This is a genomic window from Micromonospora echinofusca, assembly GCF_017614955.1.
GTDB classification, from domain to species: Bacteria; Actinomycetota; Actinomycetes; order Mycobacteriales; family Micromonosporaceae; genus Micromonospora; species Micromonospora echinofusca_A.
In genome coordinates, this window is sequence record NZ_WVUH01000093.1 from 1 (window position 1) to 21,572 (window position 21,572).

Sequence of the window (21,572 nt, forward strand, 5' to 3'; positions counted from 1 at the left end):
GCCCCGAACCGGTACCCCGGGTCGGGGCGACGCCTCCTCAGACCGCCACCACGACGTTGTCGGAACTGCTGCTGCCCGCCCGGACGCTGACGATCCCGGCCGAGCCGTCACCGTAGAAGCGACAGAACAGTCCCGCCGGGCGACCACCGAACAGCAGCGGTCCCAGCACCGGGGCGACGTCGACCTCGTGGGCCCGGTCGGCACCGTCGGCGATCAACGCGACCCGGCAGGTCCGCGGCACGACGAGGTCCTGCACCACGCTGGTGCCGTCGGCGAGGGCCGCGTCGACGGCCGCCACCCAGGTCGCCTGGTCGACCTCCCGGCCGATGACCACCTGCTTGCCGCTCTCCCCCAGCCCCGCCTTGAGGACCAGCAGGTCCCGGTGGGCCACGACGAAGGGGACCAGCTCGACGGTACGGCCCGCCCGGTCGGTCCGCCCGTCGGTGAGCACCCGGGTCCACGGGACGTACCGGTCGACCAGCGCCCGCTCGGCCGACGTCATCCAGGGTCGGCCTGCGGAGAGCAGCCCCAGGGTCAGCTTGCTGTGCAGGAACGTCGCGGTCTGGGTACCGACGAGCAGGCAGCCGTTGTCCAGCGCGCACTGGACCGGCGTGGTGTCCAGACCGGCGTCGTGCCAGTCCGGGATGGTGAAGTTGCGCAGCCCGACCGGGTAGCGCAGGTGCGGGGCACAGTCCCAGGCGTCGGCCAGCTCCTCCGGTTCGAAGAACCGCGTGGTCAGCCCGTGACTGTTGTGGAAGTCCGTTTCGATCTCGAAGTACCGGCGGGTCACGCCTTCGACCCGGGCGCTGCCGACGATGGCCACCCGGGGCGCCACGGCCAGCTCGGCACAGAGCGACCGGAACAGCTGCGCGCGTACGGCGAACGGGTCCGGGGAGCTGAAGGGCAGCCGGCCCACCTCGTCGGCGTGCAGCCGGCGCCACACCGCGAGCCGGCTGTGGGTCTCCAGCACGCCGCCGAGCGCGCCGCTGACGTTGAACTCCAGGAAACGGGGCCCGTCCGGCCCGATGACCAGATCCGGCCGCACCACACAGTCGGCGTACCGCTCCTCCACGAACGGGTCCCGGACGAACAGCTGGTTCTCACTGGCCGGCATCCGGTACGCCGCGAGCCTGCCGGCCGTGCTGGGCGCGGTCTCCAGGGCGGTCCGGCGCAGCAGGTCGAGCAGCGCGGCGGAGACCCGGAAGACCTCGGCGTAGGAGGCGCGCGGGATCGTCATCGGCGTCGCGGGAAGGATCCGCTGGTACGGCCAGCCGGTGTCGCGCAGCTCGTGCCGGAGCAGCGCACGGATCAGCTCCACCGGGGCGGCCGGGGTCAGCCGGGGGGTGCCGAACCACGGGTGTCCGGCTCCCACGACGCTGCCGGCAGCCTCGACCATGACCATCCGACGCACTCTCCCGGGACGTTGCAGGTCGGGCCGACCCCTGGGCAGGAAGCCCCGGTCGGAGCACTCAGGACACTGAGATCCATAGACTAACATCCATGTCTACGGGTACCGTGCCGACAGGCCCGGCACGAGCACAGGAGCACCCGCCGATGACACTGCGTCACATCCAGGGTAACGAGTACCAGGAGGAGCACGGCGGGGACTACGAGGACTTCGAGCCCGGCATGGTGATCCGGCACTGGCCGGGGCGCACCATCTCCGAGACCGACAACACCTGGTTGACCCTGCTCACGATGAACCAGAACCCGCTGCACTTCGACGAGCACTACGGCGGGGGCAGCGAGTACGGCCGGATGCTGGTCAACAGCGGGATCACCCTCTGCCTGGTCGGCGGGATGACCGTGCAGGCGTTGTCGGCGCGGGCGGTGGCCAACCTCGGCTGGGACCGGGTCCGCCTGCGGGAACCGGTGTTCGTCGGGGACACGTTGTACGCGACCAGCCGGATCCTGCACAAGCGGCCGAGCCGGTCGCGGCCCGGGCAGGGCATCGTCACGGTGGAGACGACCGGTACGAAGTCCACCGGGGAGACGGTGATCGTCTTCGAGCGGTCCTTCCTGGTCCGCTGCCGCGAGCAGGACTGAGCCGGGCAGGGCTGAGCCGGGCAGGGCTGCGCACCGGGTCGCCGCCCCGCGCGGTGCCGGGTCAGGCCGGGGCGCCCGCCGCCCCGTGCAGCGCCAGGGCGGCGGCGGTGTCCTCGATGGCCATGCCGACGGTCCGCAGGACCGTGGTCCGGCCGGCGGGGCGGAGCCCCCCGGTCACCAGCGTGCCCAGTTCGTGCAGGTCGTCCACGCCGATCAACCCGGCGGTCAGGGCCGCCCGCACCTCCCCCGCGCCCTCCCGCGCCGCCGTCCGGTCCTCCACGATGACCGTGGCGTCCGCCAGGACGGCCGGGTCCAGTTCGACGGCGTCTGGGTGGGTACCACCGATGACGTTGACGTGCGCCCCGGGGGCCACCCAACCGGCGGCCAGCACGGGAGTGTCGGCACCGGTCGAGGTCGCCGTACAGACGATCGGCGCGTCGGCGACGGCCTCCCGGGCGGTGGCACAGACGGTCGCGTCGACCCGGTGGGGTGCGGTGTCCCGGATCCAGTCGGCGAACCTCTCGGCGCTGGCCCGGGTACGCGAGTGGACCCGGACGGTGCGGATCGGCCGCACCGCCGTGATCGCCCGGACCAGGGACCGGGCCTGCACCCCGGCGCCGACGACGGCGAGGTCGTCGGCGTCCTCGGCGGTGCACCACCGGGTCGCCAGGGCGGCGACCGCGCCGGTGCGGACGGCGGTCAGCTCGGCGCCGTCGAGCAGGGCGGTGATCCGCCCGGTGGCCAGGTCGGTGAGCGCGACGATCCCGTGGATCAGCGGCAGCCCACGCCCCGGGTTGTCCGGGGTCAGCGTGGTGATCTTGACACTGCCCACCCCGCGCTGTTCCCACACCGCCGGGCTGACCAGCAGGACCCGCTGGTCGCCGTGCTCGATGACGGTCCGCGCCGGGGACCGGGTCCGCCCGGCGACCAGGTCGGCGAACATCTCGCCGAGTACGTCGATCACCCGCAGCATCGGTCGGGTACCGGCCATCTCCGCCGCGCCGACCAGCACCGGCCCGCTCACCGGGCACCGCCGTCCGGGCCGAACCGGGCGGCCCAGGCGTCCTCCCGGGCCACCGTGTCCCGGGCCATCCGGGCGAACGGCGGGCCGACCATGTTGCCGTCCAGCACCGCGATCCCGCCGTTGGCCGCCCGTACGGTCTCCGCGACCCGCCGGGCCAGCCGCAGGTCGTCCGGGTGGGGCCGCAGGGCACGGTTGATCACGTCGAGTTCGCCGGGGTGCACCGTCGCCTTGCCGTGGAAACCGAGGGCCCGGACCCGGGCGGTCTCCTCGGCCAGGACGGCGGGCTCGGCGAGCCGGAAGTTGGCGGTGTCGATGCAGGCGGTGCCGTACCGCGCGCAGGCCAACGTCATCGCCTGCCGGGCCGCGAGCATCGCCTCCCAGGTGATCTCCACTCCGAGCGTGGCGGCGAGGTCGGCCGAGCCGAGGACCAGGCCGTCCGCCGACCGGGCGACCGCGTCGATGTGGGTGACCGCCTCGACGGTCTCCACGGTCACGTAGACCTCCGGTCGGGCGCCCGCCGAGGCCAGGATCCGGCGTAGCAGGGTCACCTCGTCCGCCGAGGTCACCATCGTCATCATCACGATCCCGGGGCGTACCGGGGCCTCGGTGAGCATCACCAGGTCGTGTACCGCCGCGACGCTGCCCAGCTCGTTGATCCGGACGGCGACGTTCGCCGGCCGGGGCGCCTTCTCCAACGCGGCGCGGCAGACGGTCCGCGCCGCCGCCTTCTCCGCCGGGGGTACCGCGTCCTCCAGGTCGATCAGGTGGACGTCGGCGTCGTACGACCATGCCTTGACGACCCGGTCCAGGGAGAGCGCCGGGGTGTAGAGGATGCTGCGCGGGACCGCCCGGGCGGCGCCGGTCATCGGGCCACCGGGCCGGCCGGCTGCGCCCCCGCCTCCACGAGTACCGAGGCCAACCGGCGGATCTGCTCTCCGGTCTGCCCGGCGCGCAGCATCACCCGCAGCCCGGCCGTGCCCCGGGCCACGATCGGGAAGAACACCGGGGAGACGTAGAACCCGGCCGCGAAGACCCGCTGCGCCGCCTCGACGACCGTCTCGTCGGTCATCGGCACCACCCGGATCGGGTACGTGCTGCCGGACTGCTCCGTCGCCAGCAGCGAGTCGAAGAGGGCGATGTTGGACCGCAGCCGCCCCTGCAACTCCACCAGCTCGTCGGTGCGGTGGATCTCCGCCGAGGCCATCGCGGCACCCACCGCCGCGGCGTTCATCTTCTGCGAGTAGCCCAGCGGACCCGCGAAGCGTTCGATGATCCGGCGGGTCTGCTGCGGGTACCCGTCGAGCAGGATCGCCGTGCCACCGGCGCCGAAACCCTTGCTGAGGGTCGCCACGGTGATGGTCCGCTCGTCCAGGACGGGCGAGTGCGTCCGCACGTAGCCGATGCCCCGCTCGCCGTATGCCGACAGCGAGTGCGAGTCGTCGTAGAAGACGAGCAGGTCGTACCGGTCCTGCAACTCGGCGAGTTCCTCGACGGGCGCGTAGCCGCCCAGGCTGTCCGAGCCGTCCACCACGTAGCAGACCCGTTCGTAGCGGCGGCACATGTCGGCGAGGAAGTCGAGGTCGTGGTGGCGGCAGGTGACCACCTCGGTCTCGTCGGCGCAGGACGGTTTGGCGTTGGCCATCGACACGTGGGCGTTCTTGTCGAAGACCATCAGCGGTCGGGTGCCGTTGCCGAGGTGCCCGGAGGCCATCAGCGGCAGCAGGCCGGTACTGGCCGCCGCCGTGGAGATCGCGCTGACCACCGTCGCGCCGAACAGCTCGCCCAGCGACTCCTCCAGCTCCAGCAGCACCGTCGTCTGGACGCGGGTACGCGGGATGCAGTGGTCCAGTACGCCGAACCGGCGCAGGGCGGCGACCGCGCCGTCGATGACCCGGGGGTGGGTGTCCAGGTCGAGGTAGGAACAGACCGTGAAGTTGACGAACTCGTGCCCGTCGGCCATCCGGAACACGCCGTCGTGCAGGTCACCGACGATGCCGGCGACCCCGTGCTCCTCGGACAGGTTCCAGAAGGTGTTGCCGATCCCGATGAGTTTGTCGTTGTTGCGGTACCGGTGGGTGGGCGTGATGGTCCTGCGCTCGCTCATCGGGCGGTCACCTCGGTGGGCTTGTAGCTGTAGACGCGGGTGAGTTTGCGGTGCGCGTACGTGCACAGCGCCACGCCGAGTACGTGCGGTCGACGGAGGATCTTCCGCGACGTCAGCCAGAAGTTGACGTTGATGTTCAGCTCGTCCAGTGACTCGGCCTGGTGCCACCAGCCCAGCGGCAGGTAGAGCATCTGGCCCGGTTCGAGGATCAGGTCGCGGCGCTGCGCGAGCCGGGGCACCACCCTCGGGTAGCGCTGCCGGTCGACGTTGTCGAGGTCGAAGACCTCGGACTTGTCACCGAGCCCGCGCAGCACCGACCTGGGGTAGTACTCCCCGAAGCCCGGCGGGGCGATGACGAACCGCTTACGCCCCTCCAGGGCGATGTTGAAGTTCTCGAACTCGTCGAAGTGGTTCTTCGTGAAGACCCCCCGGTGGCTGATCCACAGGTTGGCCGCGTACAGGCTCCGGCCGTAGCCGAAGAACCGCTCCGCGTCGAACCCGACGACGGCGTCGACGTCGGCCGGACTGTTGCGGATGTTCGACACGATGCGATGCCAGGTGTCCGGATTGGTCAGATACCGGTCGTCGTCGAGAAACTCGTGCAGTCGAATGTCGCGGGTCTGCCAACGTCCGGGATGGTTCTTGTCACCTGGTTCGGTGAACAGGGTGACCGTCATGTTCCGCAGGCGGGCGGCTATACCCTCCCGGCCGAGGCCCTGAACGTTGTGGGGAAGGGTAATCACCACGGGTACGTCGGCACGGAACAGCCCACCCGGGCCGACGGCCGTGAATTCCTCGAACGACATGCGGGAAACCGGTACCCCCGCAGAACCGTCCACTCCGGTTGTCTGGTCCGAAATTCCCATATCGCCTTTCCTCACTGCGAGCAGCAGGTGTCGTGTCCGGCCGTTCCGTCACCCGCCCGCGCCGGCGGACCCCAGGACGGCGACGGAGCGCGGGAAGATCGCAGCCGATGGCCACGACCAGGAACGGTTCGGGAGGATCCACCCGCCGCGTGACCACGCACCGTCCAGCGTCTTCCGGACCTGCGACCTGACGTCAGAAGTCTCGCGCGGTAATCGAAAGCGCCCCCGTCGACAAGATGCACACCGATGCGATGTTGCCGCTCCGACCAACCCCCGACGGCCGCGCTCCATTGAAGGTACCAGATGTCATGGGTATTCGGACCGGCGTGTTACGTCACTCTCACGACAGGCCCGAGCCCCGCCGGACGGGACTGGAACGGGTACGCCGACGACACAATTTCGACTATCCTCGGCACTCGCGCACGCGGGCCGTACGGACCTTTCCAGGCGGCGGCGGACCGGTCGGCCGTCGACGGTGACCGGGGCGGTACCGAAAGGGGACGGAATGGATCGTCGACTGTGCCGCCGAGACGGCACCGGATGCTAGGCCGCGACTTCTCCCGACTCTGGTCGGCCGCCGCGGTGTCCTCCGTCGGTGACGGGGTCACCATCGCCGCCGCGCCGCTGCTGGCCGCGCAACTGACCGACGATCCGCGGCTGATCGGCGGGGTCTCGGTCGCCTTCACCGCGCCGTTCGTGCTGTTCGGTATCCCCGCCGGCCTGCTGGTCGACCGGGTGGACATCCGGCGGGCGATGGTCCGGGTGGACGTCGCCCGGGCCGTCCTGCTGGCGGTGCTCACCCTCGGCATCCTCGGCGGCTGGGGTGGGCTCCCCCTGCTCTACGTCTGCATGTTCCTGCTCGGCCTCGGCGAGGTCTTCGCCCGCAACGCCGCCCAGGTGCTCGTCCCGTTCATCACCCCCGAGGCCGGGCTCGCCACCGCCAACGCCCGGGTCATGGCCGCCCAGGAGGCGGGCAGCGGTTTCCTCGGCCCGCTGGTCGGCGCGCTGCTGTTCAGCGTGGCGGTCGCGCTGCCGTTCGGGGTGGACGCGGCCACCTTCCTGTGTTCCGCCCTGCTCGTCAGCCGGATCCGGCGCAGTCGGCCGGTCACGCCCCGACCGGACACCGGTGGCGTGCTCCCGGAGATGCTGGCCGGCGCGCGGTGGCTCTGGCGGCACCACCTGCTGCGCAGCCTCGCCCTGCTCTCCTGCGTGATCAACATCGCCGGGAGCGCGATGCTCGCCGTGCTGGTGGTACACAGCGAGAGGGTGCTGCACCTGAGTGCGTTCGGGTACGGCGTGATGCTCTCCTGCCAGGCGGTGGGCGCCGTCCTGGCGTCCCGGATCGCCCCGGCGCTGACGGCCCGGCTCGGCCGGGAGGGGGCCCTGGTCGCCACCGCCACACTGATCGGCACCAGCGAGGCGGTCCTGGCCCTGGTGCCCTCGGCGTACGCCGCCGGCAGCGCGCTGGCGATCTTCGCGTGCGGGACGGTGACCTGGAACGTCGTGGTGGTGGTGCTCCGGCAGACCCTGGTGCCCCGGCACCTGCTCGGCCGGGCCAACAGCGTCTACCGGCTCATCGCCTGGGGCGGCCTGCCCGTCGGGGCGGCGGCCGGCGGCATCGTCGCCGCCGAGGCGGGCACCCCCACCGTGTTCGGCGTCGGCGCAGCCGTCATGGCGGTCATGGCGGTGGGACTGCTGTACGGCGCCCGTCGGCAGTGGATCACCCGGGCCGCCCACCCGGACCACGACGTGCACGGACCCGGGGGCGCACCGCAGCAGCGCGACGCCGAGGAGCACCGCGACGCCGAGGAGATCCGTTGACCGTCGTCCACCCGACACCACCACCCCGGTCACCGTTGGGCCGGGCGTACGCCGAGCAGGCTTCCTGGAGCACACCGGCCGGGCACCCGACGGCCGCGACCACACCGGCCGGGCACCCGACGGCCGCCGCCCGGGACTCCGCCACACTCACCCTCGCCTACCGGGGCCGGTTCCTCGACGGGCCGGCCTTCCTCAGCGGTACCGAGCGCCGGGCCGTGGCGCGGGACCTGCGTACCATCCACGACCTGCTGCGTACCCTGCCGGAGCGGGCGTTCGGCGGCAGCCTCGCCGCGCTGGCCGACGCGGTCGGCATGACACCCCGTCAGACCGCGTTGATCACCCGCAGCGCCCGCACCGGGTCCCTCGTACCGCTGGGCCGGGCCGATCTGTACCACGACGGCAGCGGGTTCAGGCTGCTCGAATTCAACATCACCAGCGCGCTCGGTGGTTTCGAGAACGCCGACGTCAACCGGGCGATGCTGGCGTACCCGCCGCTGCGGGACTTCGTGGACCGGCACCGGCTCCGGTACACCGACACCGTGGCGGGCATGGTGCGCACCATGTACGCCGAGTGCGCGGCGACGATCCCCGCCGACCGGCCACCGGTCGTGGCCGTCCTGGACACCGTGGAGAACTTCGCGGTCGTGGGGCCCCGGCTGGCGGTACTCGCCGCGAAGCTGGCCGACCACGGGGTCGAGGGCATCGCCTGTCATCCCGGTCAGCTCAGCTTCCCGAACGGTCGACCGACCGTCGCGGGCCGGGCCGTCGACGTCGTCTTCCGGTACTTCCTGGCCGAGGACCTGGCCGACCCGGCGTCGGCGGCCCAACTGGAGCCGCTGCTGGTCGCGGTGGAGCAGGGACGGGTCGGCCTGTTCAGTCGCCTGGACGCCGAGGTCTACGGCAACAAGGGCGCCCTGGCCATGCTCTCCGACGACCGGTTACGGGACCTGTTCGACGCCGACGAGCGGGCCTGCGTCGACCGGATCCTGCCGTGGACCCGCTACGTCCGACCCCGGGTCACCGACCCCGGCGGCACCGGGGTCGACGTGCTCCGGTACGCCCGGTCCCGGCAGGACGAGCTGGTCCTGAAACCGACGCTGCTGCACGGGGGCAGCGGGATCGTCGCCGGCTGGCAGGTGACCGGGGCCGAGTGGGAGGCCCGGGTCGGCGCGGCGGTGGACGGCCCGTTCGTGCTCCAGCACCGCGTCCGGCCGGCGGCGGAACCCTTCCCCGACGGCACCGGCGGCGTCCGCGACCACTACCTCAACTGGGGGATCTACCTGGGTGACCACGCCGTGGTCGGCGCGGACGGGTACGCCGGTTGTTTCCTGCGCGGCAGCACCGAGCCGACGGTCGGTGTGGTCAGCCTGGGCGACGGCGCGCTGGTCGGCTGTGCCTTCCACGACGACTGACGGCGGTCACCGGCGACTGGGACGGCGGGCCGGCGACAGTCGTTGCCGGCGGGCAGGTGCCGGCGCGTGACGCCGCCTGCCCGCCGGTCCACGGGTACCGCTCAGGCGGCCCGGCCGGACTGCACCCGGGCGATCCAGGCCTCCACGTCGTCGGGGGTACGCGGCATCGCCGACGACAGGTTCTCGTAACCGTCCTCGGTGACCAGCACGTTGTCCTCGATCCGGACGCCGATCCCCCGGAACTCCGCCGGCGCCAGCAGGTCGTCGGCCTTGAAGTACAGCGCCGGCTCGACGGTCAGGATCATGCCGGGCCGCAGCTCGCCGTCCATGTAGTCCTGGCGCAGCAGCATCTGGCAGTCGTGCACGTCCATGCCGAGGTGGTGGGAGGTGCCGTGGACCATCCACCGCCGGTGCCAACCGCCGTTCTCCGGGTCGAGGGTCTGGTCGAGGGTCACCCCGTCGGGCAGCAGCCCCCACTCGTGCAGCCGGGCGGCGATGACCCGGTTGGCGGCGGCGTGGATGTCGCTGAACCTGTTGCCCGGCTTGACCGCCGCCATGCCGGCCTGCTGCGCCTCCAGCACCGCCTCGTAGATCTTCCGCTGCGGCGCGCTGAACCGGCCGGTCACCGGGAGGGTCCGGGTGATGTCGGCGGTGTACAGGGAGTCGACCTCGACCCCGGCGTCGACCAGGATGAGGTCCCCTGCGCGGACCGGCCCGGTGTTCTTCGTCCAGTGGATGGTGTTGGCGTGGTCCCCGGAGGCGCAGATCGACTCGTACCCGACGCCGTTGCCCTCGTGCCGGGCGTACAGGCCGAAGAGACCCTCCACCCACCGCTCGCCGCGTCCCTTGCGGACCGCCTCGGGCAACCCGGCGATGATCGCCTCGAAGCCCTGGTGGGTGGCGGCGATCGCCCGGCGCATCTCGCCGATCTCCCACTCGTCCTTGACGATGCGCATCCCGGACAGGTGGCGGGCCAGCGCCTCGTCCGCCTCGTGCTGGTCGGGCACCGACGCGGCCGGGTCGGCCTGGGCCCGGATCCGGTCGACCAGCTCGGCGAGGCCCCCGTCGGCAGCGCGGACGACCCGGATCGGGGTCGGGCCGGCGTTCTTGGCCAGCACGTCCGGCATCGCGTCGATGTGGCGGGCGCTGATGCCCAGCCGGGACTCCAGGTCCTCGATGGAGGGCCGCGGCCCGACCCAGAACTCGCCGAACCGGGAGTCGGCGAAGAACTCCTCGCTGTCGCGGGGGGCGAGCGGGCGGAAGAACAGCACCGCCTCGTGCCCGCCGTCGGGCGCCGGATCCAGCACCAGGACGCTGTCCGGCTCGCTGTCCGCACCGAGGCCGGTCAGGTAGGCGAAGGCCGTGTGCGGCCGGAAGGGGTAGTCGGTGTCGTTGCTGCGGACCTTGAGGCCACCGGCCGGGACGACCAGCCGCTCGCCCGGGTACTGCTGTGACAAGGCCGCCCGGCGACGCGCCGCGTGGTCCGCGACCTCGGCACGCGGGACAGGTGTCGTACCCCGGTCAGCCCAGCCGGAGGCGATGAAGGCGCGGAACTCTTCGCTCGTCGGCGTGTTGCGGTGGCTGGCTTTCACCTGCTCGTCGCTTGTCATGGCGGATATCCTGCCACGCTGTCCGGATCGTGGGAACCCGCGCCGGGGCGCTCGGGCGGGTGCTGGTCGACCGGGCCGCCGGGTAGCCTGACCGGCACCATGGACCGGATCCGCGCCACCTCCGCCAGACTGCTGCCACCGCCCGGCCTGCCCCGGGTGATCGCGTACCAGTCCGCCATGGTCGCCGTCGGCAGCGGCAGTTTCCTCACCGGCAGCATCGTGTTCTTCACCCACGTGCTCGGCCTCACTCCGGTGCAGATCGGGGTCGGCTTCTCGGTCGCCGGGCTCACCGGCGTGCTCTCCTCGCTGCCGCTCGGCGCGCTGGCCGACCGGATCGGCGGGCAGCGGTCCTGGGTGGTCGGTGCACTCGGCGGGGCGCTCACGTTCGCCGCCTATCCCCTGGTCGGATCGTTCGCCGGGTTCGTCGTGCTGATGGTGGTGGCCGCCGCCACCGACTCGTTCGCCAACGCCGGCCGCACCATCTACACCGCCGACGCGATGCCGGCCGAGGACCGGGTACGGACGATGGCGTACGCGCGGTCCTATCTGAACGCCGGTTTCACCGTCGGCACCGGGCTCGGTGCCGTGGCGCTGGCGTTCGACTCCACCACCGCACTCGTGGTCATGGTGCTGCTCAACGCGGTGGTGTCGCTGCTCAACGCCGTCATCGTGGCCCGGCTGCCGGCCGCGCCGGTGGTCCGGCACGACCGGGAGGTGACCGGGTCACGGCTGGCGGTGCTGAAGGACACTCCGTACGTCACGGTCGCCGTGCTGCTCGCCGTGATGATGTTCCACTCGGTCATCCTGATCGAGATCGTGCCGCTGTGGGCGGTCACCCACACCGACGCCCCGAAGCCGCTGCTCGGCGTGATGCTGGCGCTGAACACCGTACTGGTGATCGGGTTGCAGGTGCCGGCGTCGCGCGGCGCCGACTCGCTCCCGGGGGCGGCCCGTCTGATCCGGCGGGGTGCCCTGGTCACCGCGGTCGCCTGCCCGGTGGCCGCGCTCGCCGGGTGGACCGGCGGCTGGTGGACCGTCGGCGCGCTGCTCCTGGTCGTCCTGCTGATCACCGCCACCGAGCTGTGGTTCTCGGCGGCGCTGTGGTTCTTTCAGACCAACGTGCCACCGGCCGCGTCGCGCGGGGTGTACCTCGGCGCGGCCCAGACCATCAGCTCGGCGGCGGACGTGCTCGCCCCGGTCGGGCTGACCCTCCTGGCGATCTCCACCGGCGGCTGGGGCTGGTGGGTCGTGGCGGCGCTCTTCGTCGGCTGCGCGGTCGCCGCCGGACCGGCGGTCGCCTGGGTCGCCCGGACCCCCCGGATCGACGGGCTCACCCCGGCCCAAGCCGGGGCGACCGGACCGGCAGCCGGGGCCGCCCCCGGTCCGGCCCCCGAGCCGGTGCCCGGGAGCACCGCACCAACCCCCTCCACATAGGATTTGATCAATACCTTGACAGGGTGTCGGCCCGGCTGGAATCCTTCCCCCCGCAGAGGGGGTGCCATGACCGGTGACGACGACACCCGGCCGTACGCCGTGGTCGTGAACGACGAGGAGCAGTACTCGATCTGGTGGGACGACCGGGAGCTGCCCGCCGGTTGGCGACGCGAGGGCACCACCGGTACCCGCAGCGAGTGCCTCGCCCGGATCGACGAGGTGTGGACGGACATGCGGCCGTTGTCCCTGCGGCGGTGGATGGACGAGCACGCTGCTGCGAGCTGACGCCCCCGGGCAGGGCCCCACCGGACGGGAGCGCATGGACGGCACCGACGGGCAGCAGCGGTACCCGGCCCTCCCGGTCCAGCACGGGATGGTCCTGTCGACCCTCCGGCAGCCGACCGGTGGGGTGGACGTCCAGCAGGTCACCATCGCCTGGGACGGACCACCGGACCGCGCCGCGTTCACCCTGGCCTGGCGGTCCGCCACCGACCGGCACGCGGTGCTGCGGACCGCGTTCGGAATCGACGGTGAGCACGGCGTCGTGCAGGTCGTCGCGCCGGCCGCCGCACCCGACCTGCGGTGGCGGGACACGCCGCTCGCCGACTTCCTGCCCGCCGACCGGTGCGAGCCCTTCGACCTCGGCCGGGCACCACTGCTCCGGGTCACCGTGCTGCGGGACCGGCACGTCGTGGTCACCTTCCACCACGCGCTCCTCGACGGCCGCTCCACCCGGCTCCTGCTCGACGAGGTCCTCACCGACTACACGGCCCGCCGGGCCGGGCAGCAGCCGCAGCATCCGCACCGTCCCCCGTTCGTGGACTTCGTGCGCTGGTGGGACGCCGTCGATCCGGCCGCCGGTGCCACGTTCTGGTCCGGGTACCTCGCCGGGGTCCCACTGCCCCGCCCCCTGCCCGGCCACCTCGGCGCACGCACCGGACGTCCCGACCCGACCGCCGGCCGCCCCGCGCCGGCCGCGTACGAGACCGTCCTGGACCGGCCGGAGTCCGACCGGGTCCGGGCCGCCGCAGCCGCGCTCGGCGTCGGTACCGCCACCCTGGTCCACGCGGCCTGGGCGCTGCTGCGCGGCGCGTACGGCGGGGTCGACGACGTCACCTTCGCGGTCACCCGGTCCTGCCGGTACGGCAGCGTGCCCGACGCCGACCGGATCGTCGGCCTGCTGATCAACACGGTGCCGCTGCGGATCCGTACCGATCCGGCCTGGACGGTCCGGCGCCTGCTCACCGAGGTGGCCGACCGGATCCGGCAGGTCCGCGACCACCAGCTCACGCCGCTGACCGCGATCCTCGACCACAACGGCCTCGCCCCGGACACCCCGTTGCTGGACAGCCTGCTGGTCGTCGAACGGCAGCGGCTGTCCACCGCGCTGTCCGGGCTCGGCCCGGAACCCGCCCGACGCTCGGTACGGGTGCACCGGATGCCCGGCTACCCGCTGACCCTGCACGCCTTCGACGAGCCGGAACTGCGCCTCGGGGCGGTCTGGGACGGCACCCGCCTGCGGGACGCCTCGGCCCGGCAGATCGTCGCCCAGCTCCGGTACACCCTGCGGGAGCTGGCGGACCGGCCGGACGCCCTCCTGTCCGAGCTGGACCTCGGCGCGTCCCCGGAGGCCACCCTGCGGGACCGGTGGAACGCCACCGGTGGGCCGTACCCGCGCGAGCAGTCCATTCCCGAGGTGTTCGCGGCCCGGGTCGCCGCCGACCCGGACGCCACCGCGCTGCTCGTCGCCGACCGTCGGGTCAGCTACGCCGAACTGGACCGGGACAGCGACCGGCTGGCCCGGGTCCTGTGCGGGTACGGGGTCACCCCGGAGGCCCCCGTCGGGGTGCTGCTCCCCCGGGGTGAACCGCTGGTCCGCACCCTGCTGGCCGTGCTCAAGGCCGGTGGCGCGTACCTGCCGGTGGATCCGGCGGCCCCGCCGGCCCGGATCGCCGCCCTGCTCGCCGACAGCGGAGCCCGGCTGCTGCTGACCACCGCCGCGACCGCCGCCGGCCGGCCCGACCTGGGCACGGTCCAGGTCCTCGACGTCGAGGAGCCGCCGTCGAAAGATCCGCTGCCCGCCGGCCCGCCACCGGCGCGGGTCCATCCGTTGCAGCTCGCCTACGTCATGTACACCTCGGGCTCGACCGGGGCACCCAAGGGGGCCGCCATCACCCACCGGGGGGTGATCCGGCTGGTCGCCGGCCCGGACTTCGCCACCCTCGGCCCGGGTGAGCGGGTCCTCCAGTTCGCCCCGACCGCGTTCGACGCCTCCACCTGGGAGATCTGGGGTGCGCTGCTGACCGGGGCCACGGCGGTGGTCGCGCCACCGGACCCGGTGGACCTCGGCACGCTGGCCGCGCTGCTGCGCAGCGGCCGGGTCACCGTCGCGTTCCTCACCGCCGGGTTGTTCCACCAGCTCGCCGAGGAGGACGTGTCGGCGCTGGCGTCCGTCCGGCAGCTCCTCACCGGCGGGGACGTGATCGATCCCGGGGCGGTCCGGGCGGTGCTGTCCGCCCGTGCCGGGCGGCCGGTGGTGAACGCGTACGGGCCGACCGAGAACACCACGATGACCAGCTGCCAGGTGCTGGGCGGAACCGGCCCGGCCGGTGACCGGGTACCGATCGGCCGTCCCGTGCCGCACACCACCGCGCACGTGCTCGACCGGGCCGGCCGGCCGGTACCGGTCGGCGTGGCGGGCGAGTTGTACACCGGCGGCGACGGGCTGGCCCGGGGGTACCTCGGCAACCCGGCGGCGACCGCGCGGGCGTTCGTACCCGACCCGGCGGTACCGGGTGGACGGCTGTACCGCACCGGGGACCTGGTCCGCTGGCGCGCCGACGGGGTGCTGGAGTTCCTCGGCCGGCTCGACGACCAGGTGAAGATCCGGGGCTTCCGGGTCGAGCCGGGTGAGGTCGAGGCGGCCCTGCGGGCGCACCCGGAGGTGGCCACCGCCGTGGTGTGCGTCCGGGGCGACGGACCGGACCGCCACCTGCTGGGCTACGTCGTACCGGTCGCGGGTGCCCGGCCGACCCCGGACGGGCTGCGGGAGTTCGCCGCCGACCGGTTGCCGCCCTACCTGGTGCCGGCCGGCTTCACCGTCCTCGACCGGTTGCCGCTGACCGGGAACGGGAAGGTCGACCGGGCCGCCCTGCCGGCGCCCGCCGCCCCGGACCGGGCACCGGACGTCGCCGGACCGGCCACGCCGACCGAGTACCGGCTGGCCGAGCTGTGGTGCCGGCTGCTGCCCGGTGACCGGGCCCCCGCCGACCTGGGACGGGACACCGGCTTCTTCGCCCTCGGCGGCAACTCCCTGCTGGTCACCCGGTTGATGTTCCGGGTACGCGAGACGTTCGGCGTGGAGCTGGGAGTGGGCGACTTCTACCGGGCACCGACCCTGGCCGCGACGGCGGCGGCGGTCACCGCCGCAGCCGGGCGTACCGACACCCGGCCGGCGCTGCGCCGGCGGGACCGGGTGGCGCTGCGGACCGGTCCCGAGCTGCCGGCGGACCTGGTCCGGCTGGGCCGGGGCTGGGCCCTGTGGCGGACGGTCTGCCTGCGGGGCGCCGGGTTCCCGGTCGACCTGCTCGCCGCGCTCGGCGACCCGGAGATCGCCACGATCGCCGACCGGGTGGTCGCCGCGCAGGCCGCCGGTGACCCAGCCGGCACCGCCGACGCCGAGGCGGCGTACGCGGCCGGCTTCCCGGCGGCGGTGCACCGGCTCACGACCGCGTTGCACGCGGTGGCGGCCGACCCCCGGTTCCGGGAGGCGGTCGCCTGGCAGAACCCGCACGCCCTGCACACCGGGATCGACGCGCTGCTGCGGCGCGGCACCGGGGCACCGACCCGCAACACCAAACACCGCCAGCACGAGGCGCTGGTCACCAGCTACCTCCAGCGGTACTGCGCGAAGAACGACACCATCGGCTTCTTCGGCCCGGTCGGTTGGGCGCGTTTCGAGCCGGGTACCGGCACCCGGATCGACCCTGCTGCCCCTCCGGCGCTGCTCGCCGGACGGACCGTCTACCTGGAGGGCTGGGCGGTCACCGCGGTGCTGGCACCGCACACGGCCCGGTTGCGCCCCTGGCTGGTACCCCGGCTGATGCCGTTCGTGGACCTGGCCGGGGCGACGCTGCGGGTACCGCTCGCCCCACCGGTGACGCTGAGCAGCATCGAGGCGGCCGTGCTGCGGGCCTGCGACGGGGTCCGCGACGCGAACACGGTCGCCGGGACCGTCCTGGCCGACCCCGACTCCGGGCTGCGGTCGGTCGGCGAGGTGCACCGGGTACTGGCGAACCTGGCCACGGCCGGCCGGATCGCCTGGCAGCCCGAGGTGGCGCCGCACGACACCCGACCGGAGCGGACCATGCGGGCCCGGCTGGACCGGGTCACCGACCCCGCCGTACGCGGGCCGGCGCTCGCCGCCCTCGACGAACTCTGCGCCGCCCGGGACGCGCTCGCGGCGGCGGCCGGCGATCCGCACCGGCTGACCGGGGCGATGGCCGAACTGGAGTCGACGTTCACCCGGCTGGCCGGCATCCCGGCCAGCCGCCGCGCCGGCACGATGTACGCCGGGCGTACCCCGGTCTACGAGGAGTGCCTGCGGGCCGGCACGGTCCACATCGGCGAGGCGGAACTGGCCGGCATCGGCGACGCGCTCGGCCTGGTGCTGGACAGCGCCCGCTGGTTCACCGCCGCCGGCGCCACGCTCTACCAGCGGCTGTTCACCGGGATCTACCGCCGTCGGGCCGCCGAACTGGGCACCGAGGTGGTTCCGCTCGCCGACTTCTGGCTGCTCGCCGGGGAGGCGCTGTTCCACCCGCCGGCCAAGCTGACCGAGTTGCTGACCGCCGCGCTGCACCGGCGCTGGGCCGACGTGCTGACGCTGCCGCCGGGCCGGCGGCGGGTCCGGCTCGCGGCGGCGGACCTGGCGCCCGCAGTGGCCACCGCGTTCCCGCCGGGGCGCCCCGGGTGGCCGACCGCCGTGCAGCACAGCCCCGACCTGATGCGGGCCGGCGACGAGTGGGTGCTCGGTGAGCTGCACCCGGGGGTGAACACGCTGCGCTACGCCACCTGGGTGGCCTACCACCCGGAGGTGGCGGCACTGCGCGCCGCGATGACCCGGGACGTCGGCGGCGGGGCCGTCTACCCGGCCGAGACCGGCCAGGAGGGCGGCGTACCGACCCGGCAGAGCAACGGGCTCACCGGGCCCGAGGACATCCGGCTGGTGTACGCGCACGACTCGTTCGGACACGACCGGCGGCGGAGCCTGCCCATCGGCGGCTGCGACCTGATCGACTCCCCCACCGGGCTGCGGGTCCGGTCCCGGGACGGCCGGCTCGACGTGGCGCTGATGCACGTCCTGGGCGACATCGTCGGGGCCGGACTGTCCCAGCTCTTCCGCATCCTGCCCCCGGCGGCACACCACCCCCGGGTGACCGTCGACCAGCTCGTGGTCAGCCGGGAGTCGTGGACGTTCACCGCCGCCGACCTCGACTTCGCCGGTACCCCGGACGAGGCCCGCCGGTACCGGCAGGCGCGGGCCTGGGCGGCCACCCACGGCCTGCCCCGGCACGTGTTCCTGCGCTGCGCGGGGGAACGCAAACCGGTGCACGCCGATCTGACCAGTCTCGCCTCGATCGACCTGGTGGCCCGGTCGGTGCGGCGGGCCCGCCGGCACTCCGGCGACGGCGCGGTGGTCAGCGTGGTGGAGATGCTGCCGACCCCGGACCAGGCGTGGCTGACCGGTCCGGACGGCCGGTACACCGCCGAACTACGGATCGTCGCGGTCGACGGGCAGGGGAGCTGACATGGCGGTGTTCGAGTTTCCGGCGTCGGCCGCGCAGCGGCGGATGTGGCTGCTCGACCAGCTCGATCCGGGTCAGGTCACGTACCACATCGGATTCGCGGTGTGGCTGGACGGGCCGCTGGACCCGGTGGCGCTCGGCGGCGCGTGGGCGGCGGTGGTGGCCCGGCACGAGGTGCTGCGCACCACCTTCCGGGCCAACGGCGGCCTGCCGATCCAGGTGATCGACGACGACATCCGCCCCGACGACCTGGTGGCCGTCCCGCTGACCCATCTGCCGGCGGCGGAGCGGGAGACGGCGGCCCGCGCGGCGATCCGGGAACACGCCCGCATCCCCCTGCCGCTGGACCGGGGCCCGCTGGTGCGGGCCCGGCTGCTGCGGCTGGCCCCGGACCGGCACGTGCTGTCCCTGGTGGCACACCACGCCGTCGCCGACGGCTGGTCGTTCCGGCTGCTCTTCGACGAACTCGCCGCCGACTACGCCGCCCTGCGCGCCGGCCGCCCGGTCGACCCGGCGGAGCCGGAACTCCAGTACGCCGACTACGCCCTGTGGGAGCGGGAGCACACCGACGCGGGCGGGTACGCGGAAGCCGAACGGTTCTGGCCGACCGAGCTGGCCGGCGCGCCACCGGAGGTGGCCCTGCCGGTCGACCACCCCTACCCGGCCCGGCTCGGTCCGGACGCCGCCGAGGTGGCGGTACCCGTCGACGCCACGCTGGCCGGGGCCCTGCGCCAGCTGGCCGCCAGCCGGGGCAGCACCCTGTTCGCCGTGCTGCTGGCGGCGTACGCCGCGCTGCTGTCCCGGCTCAGCGGCACCGACGAGCTGCTGATCGGGGTACCCGTGGCGGGGCGTACCCGGCCCGAGACCGAGCGGATGTTGGGCCTGTTCGCCAACACCGTCGCGATCCGGGCGGAGCTGACCGACGACCCGACGCTCGGGCAGCTCGTCGACCGGCTGCACACCACCACCGCCCGCGCCCAGGCCCACCAGGACCTGCCGTTCGCGCGGGTGGTCGAACTGTGCCGGCCCGAACGGCACCCGTCCCGGTCACCGCTGCTCCAGGTGATGTGCACGGTCGACGACGCGCTACCGGTGCTGGACCGGGGGGATCTGCGCTGGCGGCCGGAGCTGGTGCACAACGGCACCGGCAAGTTCGAACTGGAACTGGCGGCCGTCGCCGGCCCGGACGAACTGACCGTGCGGCTGCGGTACCTGACCGACCTGTTCACCCCGGCCGGTGCGGAACGGTTCGCCGACGCCCTGGGGGCGGTCCTGACCGCGCTGGCGACCGGTCCGCAGCTCCGGGTGTCCGAGGTGGACATCCTCTCCCCGGCCACCCGGGACCTGGTCACCCGGGTGTGGCCGGCGTCCGGCACCCCGTCCGGTCCGCCGCCGGGCAGCACCGCGACCGCACTGGTGTCCGGGATCGACGCCGGGGACCGGGTGGTGATCGAGGGCCCGGACGGCGCCCTGACCGGTACCCGGCTGCGCGCCCTCACCGACCGGATCGCCGCCGGGCTGCTCGATGCGGGCGTACGGGTCCAGGACACCGTGGGGATCGTGCTGCCCCGGGGCGCCCGGGTGCTGCCCGCGCTGCTCGGCGTGTGGCGGCTCGGGGCGGCGTACCTGCCCCTGGACCCGACCCACCCGCCGCAGCGGCTGCGCGGCATGCTCGCCGATGCCGGGGTGCGGGTCGTCGTCACCGACCGGACCGCGATCCCGGCACCGCTGCGGGCCGAACTGGACGCCTCGTCGACCGTCCTCGACCTGGCCGGTACCGACGACCTGGCCGGTGTGCACGGGACGGCCGACCCGGGCCCGGTGGCGGTGCCGCCGGTCCGCGAGGTGCCGCCGTCGGCGGCGGCGTACGTGCTGTTCACCTCCGGCTCGACCGGCCGCCCGAAGGCGGTCACCGTCACCCAGGGTGCGGTCGCGCACCTGCTGCACGCGTTCCGGGAGCTGGTGCCGCTCGGACCGGACGACCGGGTCGTCTCGGTGAGCCCGTTCGCGTTCGACATCGCCCTGCTCGACCTGCTGCTGCCGCTGTGGCGCGGGGCACCGGTGGTGGTCGCCGGGGAGGACGACGTGATCGACGGCAACCGGCTGCGCCGGCTGCTCACCACCACGGCGGCGACGATGCTCCAGGCGACGCCGACCACCTGGCGGATGCTGGTCGCGGCCGGCGGGGTACCGGACGGGGTGCGGCTGCGGCTCAGCGGCGGGGAGGCGCTGCCCCGGTCCCTCGCCGACGCCCTGCTCGCCCCGGGCGTGCAGCTGTGGAACCTCTACGGCCCGACCGAGACGACCGTGTACTCCACCGGCGCCGAGGTCGCCCCGGGACCGGGGCCGCTGGACATCGGTCCGGCCATCGCCGGTACCCGGGTCTACCTGCTCGACCGGTGGCTGCGGCCGGTACCGCCGGGCGTGGTCGGCGAGATCTGTCTCGGCGGCGCGGGGCTCGGCCGGGGCTACGCCGGCGCGCCCGGGCTGACCGGCGAGCGGTTCCTGCCCGACCCGTTCACCCCCGGGGGTCGGCTCTACCGCAGCGGTGACCTGGGCCGGTGGCTGCCGAACGGGCGGATCGAACCGCTCGGCCGGGCCGACCGGCAGGTGAAGGTGCGCGGTTTCCGGGTGGAGACCGGTGAGGTCGAGGCGGTGCTGCGCGACCATCCGGAGGTACGCGACGCGGTGGTGGTGACGTCGACCGGGCCGGACCACGACGGCGCCCGGCTGGTCGGGTACGTGGTACCGGTGTCCGGTGCGGCCGGGCCGCCGGCCGGGTTGCGCGAGTACGTCAGCCGGGTGCTGCCCGGCCACATGGTGCCGTCGGCGTTCGTGGCGCTGGCCGAGGTACCCCGGACGTCGCGCGGCAAGCTGGACGAGCGGGCCCTGCCGCAGCCCCGGTGGGGTGCCGACGGGGACGGTGCGACGGTGGCGCCGCGTACCCCGTTGGAGCGGGAGCTGGTGGCGCTGGTGGCCGACCTGCTGGGCCTGCCCGGCCCGGTCGGGGTACGGAACAACTTCTTCGCCCTGGGTGGACACTCGGTGAAGGCGACCCAGTTGATGGCCCGGATCTGGTCGACGTACGGGGTCGACCTGCCGGTGCGGACGTTGTTCGACGACCCGACCATGGCCGGGCTCGCCGCCGCCCTGGCCGCTGCCGGGGTCGCGACGGGCACCGGCGCGACGGCGGCGGCTTCGGTGGCCGGCACCGGAGCCGGGGCGGCCCGGGGCACCGGGACGGCCGGCACCGACGACTTCGACATGTTGACCGACGACGACGTCGACGACCTGCTCGCCGGGATGGACCGGTCGGCCGGTCGGGTGGGGACGGGTGAGGTGTGACCGGGTCACCGGCGGCTCCGGCCTGGCTGGCCGCACTGCTCGTGGTGCTCCGGGAGGGCCGGGAGCCGGCCACCGTGGCGGGCTGGGAGCAGCGGGTCGGGGT

The 21,572-nt window shown here is 73.8% G+C and carries 13 protein-coding genes; 7 read left to right on the forward strand and 6 right to left on the reverse strand.

The features are described from left to right. Positions 1–37: 37 nt before the first annotated feature. Entirely contained in the window at positions 38–1,396 is a 1,359-nt protein-coding gene (locus GSF22_RS13175; RefSeq protein ID WP_208813852.1) for a hypothetical protein, read from the reverse strand. A 158-nt stretch (positions 1,397–1,554) separates the two neighbouring features. Between GSF22_RS13175 and GSF22_RS13180 the strand changes: the two genes are divergently transcribed. Next, positions 1,555–2,046, forward strand: coding sequence for a MaoC family dehydratase (locus GSF22_RS13180; protein ID WP_208813840.1), 492 nt, complete (start codon positions 1,555–1,557; stop codon positions 2,044–2,046). A gap of 61 nt (positions 2,047–2,107) precedes the next feature. Here GSF22_RS13180 and GSF22_RS13185 read toward each other — a convergent pair whose 3' ends face one another. The 4 genes from GSF22_RS13185 to GSF22_RS13200 are packed head-to-tail and all read right to left on the reverse strand — an operon-like array spanning position 2,108 to position 5,980. Continuing rightward, positions 2,108–3,037, reverse strand: a complete 930-nt coding sequence (locus GSF22_RS13185) for an ornithine cyclodeaminase family protein (RefSeq protein ID WP_244367326.1) — start codon at positions 3,035–3,037, stop codon at positions 2,108–2,110. Positions 3,038–3,066: 29 nt separating this feature from the next. After that, positions 3,067–3,936: an HpcH/HpaI aldolase/citrate lyase family protein gene (locus GSF22_RS13190; RefSeq protein ID WP_208813842.1), complete on the reverse strand. Its 870-nt coding sequence runs from the start codon at positions 3,934–3,936 to the stop codon at positions 3,067–3,069. Next, on the reverse strand, positions 3,933–5,174 hold the full coding sequence (locus GSF22_RS13195) for an 8-amino-7-oxononanoate synthase family protein (protein WP_208813843.1): 1,242 nt from the start codon (positions 5,172–5,174) through the stop codon (positions 3,933–3,935). The genes GSF22_RS13190 and GSF22_RS13195 overlap by 4 nt, the downstream gene beginning before the upstream one ends. Next, positions 5,171–5,980 carry a cupin-like domain-containing protein gene (locus GSF22_RS13200; RefSeq protein ID WP_208813844.1) on the reverse strand — a complete coding sequence of 270 codons (810 nt, stop codon included), beginning with the start codon at positions 5,978–5,980 and terminating at the stop codon, positions 5,171–5,173. The genes GSF22_RS13195 and GSF22_RS13200 overlap by 4 nt, the downstream gene beginning before the upstream one ends. A gap of 600 nt (positions 5,981–6,580) precedes the next feature. On the opposite strand from GSF22_RS13200, the gene GSF22_RS13205 reads away from it, so the two are divergent. Next, complete coding sequence (locus GSF22_RS13205; RefSeq protein ID WP_208813845.1) at positions 6,581–7,861, forward strand: MFS transporter; 1,281 nt, start codon at positions 6,581–6,583, stop codon at positions 7,859–7,861. Beyond that, entirely contained in the window at positions 7,858–9,273 is a 1,416-nt protein-coding gene (locus tag GSF22_RS13210) for a hypothetical protein (RefSeq protein ID WP_208813846.1), read from the forward strand. The genes GSF22_RS13205 and GSF22_RS13210 overlap by 4 nt, the downstream gene beginning before the upstream one ends. 101 nt (positions 9,274–9,374) lie before the next feature. On the opposite strand, the gene GSF22_RS13215 is transcribed toward GSF22_RS13210, so the two are convergent. Further along, the gene (locus GSF22_RS13215; RefSeq protein WP_208813847.1) at positions 9,375–10,883 is read right to left on the reverse strand and encodes an aminopeptidase P family protein; all 1,509 of its coding nucleotides are present in this window, start codon (positions 10,881–10,883) and stop codon (positions 9,375–9,377) included. A gap of 99 nt (positions 10,884–10,982) precedes the next feature. On the opposite strand from GSF22_RS13215, the gene GSF22_RS13220 reads away from it, so the two are divergent. The 4 genes from GSF22_RS13220 (at position 10,983) to GSF22_RS13235 (ending at position 21,469) form a co-directional block, all read left to right on the forward strand. Then, a complete protein-coding gene (locus tag GSF22_RS13220) occupies positions 10,983–12,317 on the forward strand; it encodes an MFS transporter (protein WP_208813848.1) in 1,335 nt (444 codons plus the stop codon). A 66-nt stretch (positions 12,318–12,383) separates the two neighbouring features. Beyond that, positions 12,384–12,602, forward strand: a complete 219-nt coding sequence (locus GSF22_RS13225; RefSeq protein WP_208813849.1) for an MbtH family protein — start codon at positions 12,384–12,386, stop codon at positions 12,600–12,602. Positions 12,603–12,636: 34 nt separating this feature from the next. After that, entirely contained in the window at positions 12,637–18,126 is a 5,490-nt protein-coding gene (locus GSF22_RS13230) for a non-ribosomal peptide synthetase (protein ID WP_208813850.1), read from the forward strand. A gap of 1 nt (position 18,127) precedes the next feature. Continuing rightward, positions 18,128–21,469, forward strand: coding sequence for a non-ribosomal peptide synthetase (locus GSF22_RS13235; protein WP_208813851.1), 3,342 nt, complete (start codon positions 18,128–18,130; stop codon positions 21,467–21,469). Positions 21,470–21,572: the final 103 nt, after the last annotated feature.

Bases quoted from the DNA above. Each gene is read 5' to 3' on its own strand.
- GSF22_RS13235 (WP_208813851.1), top strand. From the start codon at position 18,128: ATGGCGGTGTTCGAGTTTCCGGCGTCGGCCGCGCAGCGGCGGATGTGG.
- GSF22_RS13190 (WP_208813842.1), bottom strand. From the start codon at position 3,936: ATGACCGGCGCCGCCCGGGCGGTCCCGCGCAGCATCCTCTACACCCCG.
- GSF22_RS13225 (WP_208813849.1), top strand. From the start codon at position 12,384: ATGACCGGTGACGACGACACCCGGCCGTACGCCGTGGTCGTGAACGAC.
- GSF22_RS13215 (WP_208813847.1), bottom strand. From the start codon at position 10,883: ATGACAAGCGACGAGCAGGTGAAAGCCAGCCACCGCAACACGCCGACG.
- GSF22_RS13205 (WP_208813845.1), top strand. From the start codon at position 6,581: ATGCTAGGCCGCGACTTCTCCCGACTCTGGTCGGCCGCCGCGGTGTCC.
- GSF22_RS13180 (WP_208813840.1), top strand. From the start codon at position 1,555: ATGACACTGCGTCACATCCAGGGTAACGAGTACCAGGAGGAGCACGGC.
- GSF22_RS13200 (WP_208813844.1), bottom strand. From the start codon at position 5,980: ATGTCGTTCGAGGAATTCACGGCCGTCGGCCCGGGTGGGCTGTTCCGT.
- GSF22_RS13195 (WP_208813843.1), bottom strand. From the start codon at position 5,174: ATGAGCGAGCGCAGGACCATCACGCCCACCCACCGGTACCGCAACAAC.
- GSF22_RS13220 (WP_208813848.1), top strand. From the start codon at position 10,983: ATGGACCGGATCCGCGCCACCTCCGCCAGACTGCTGCCACCGCCCGGC.
- GSF22_RS13185 (WP_244367326.1), bottom strand. From the start codon at position 3,037: ATGGCCGGTACCCGACCGATGCTGCGGGTGATCGACGTACTCGGCGAG.
- GSF22_RS13175 (WP_208813852.1), bottom strand. From the start codon at position 1,396: ATGGTCGAGGCTGCCGGCAGCGTCGTGGGAGCCGGACACCCGTGGTTC.
- GSF22_RS13230 (WP_208813850.1), top strand. From the start codon at position 12,637: ATGGACGGCACCGACGGGCAGCAGCGGTACCCGGCCCTCCCGGTCCAG.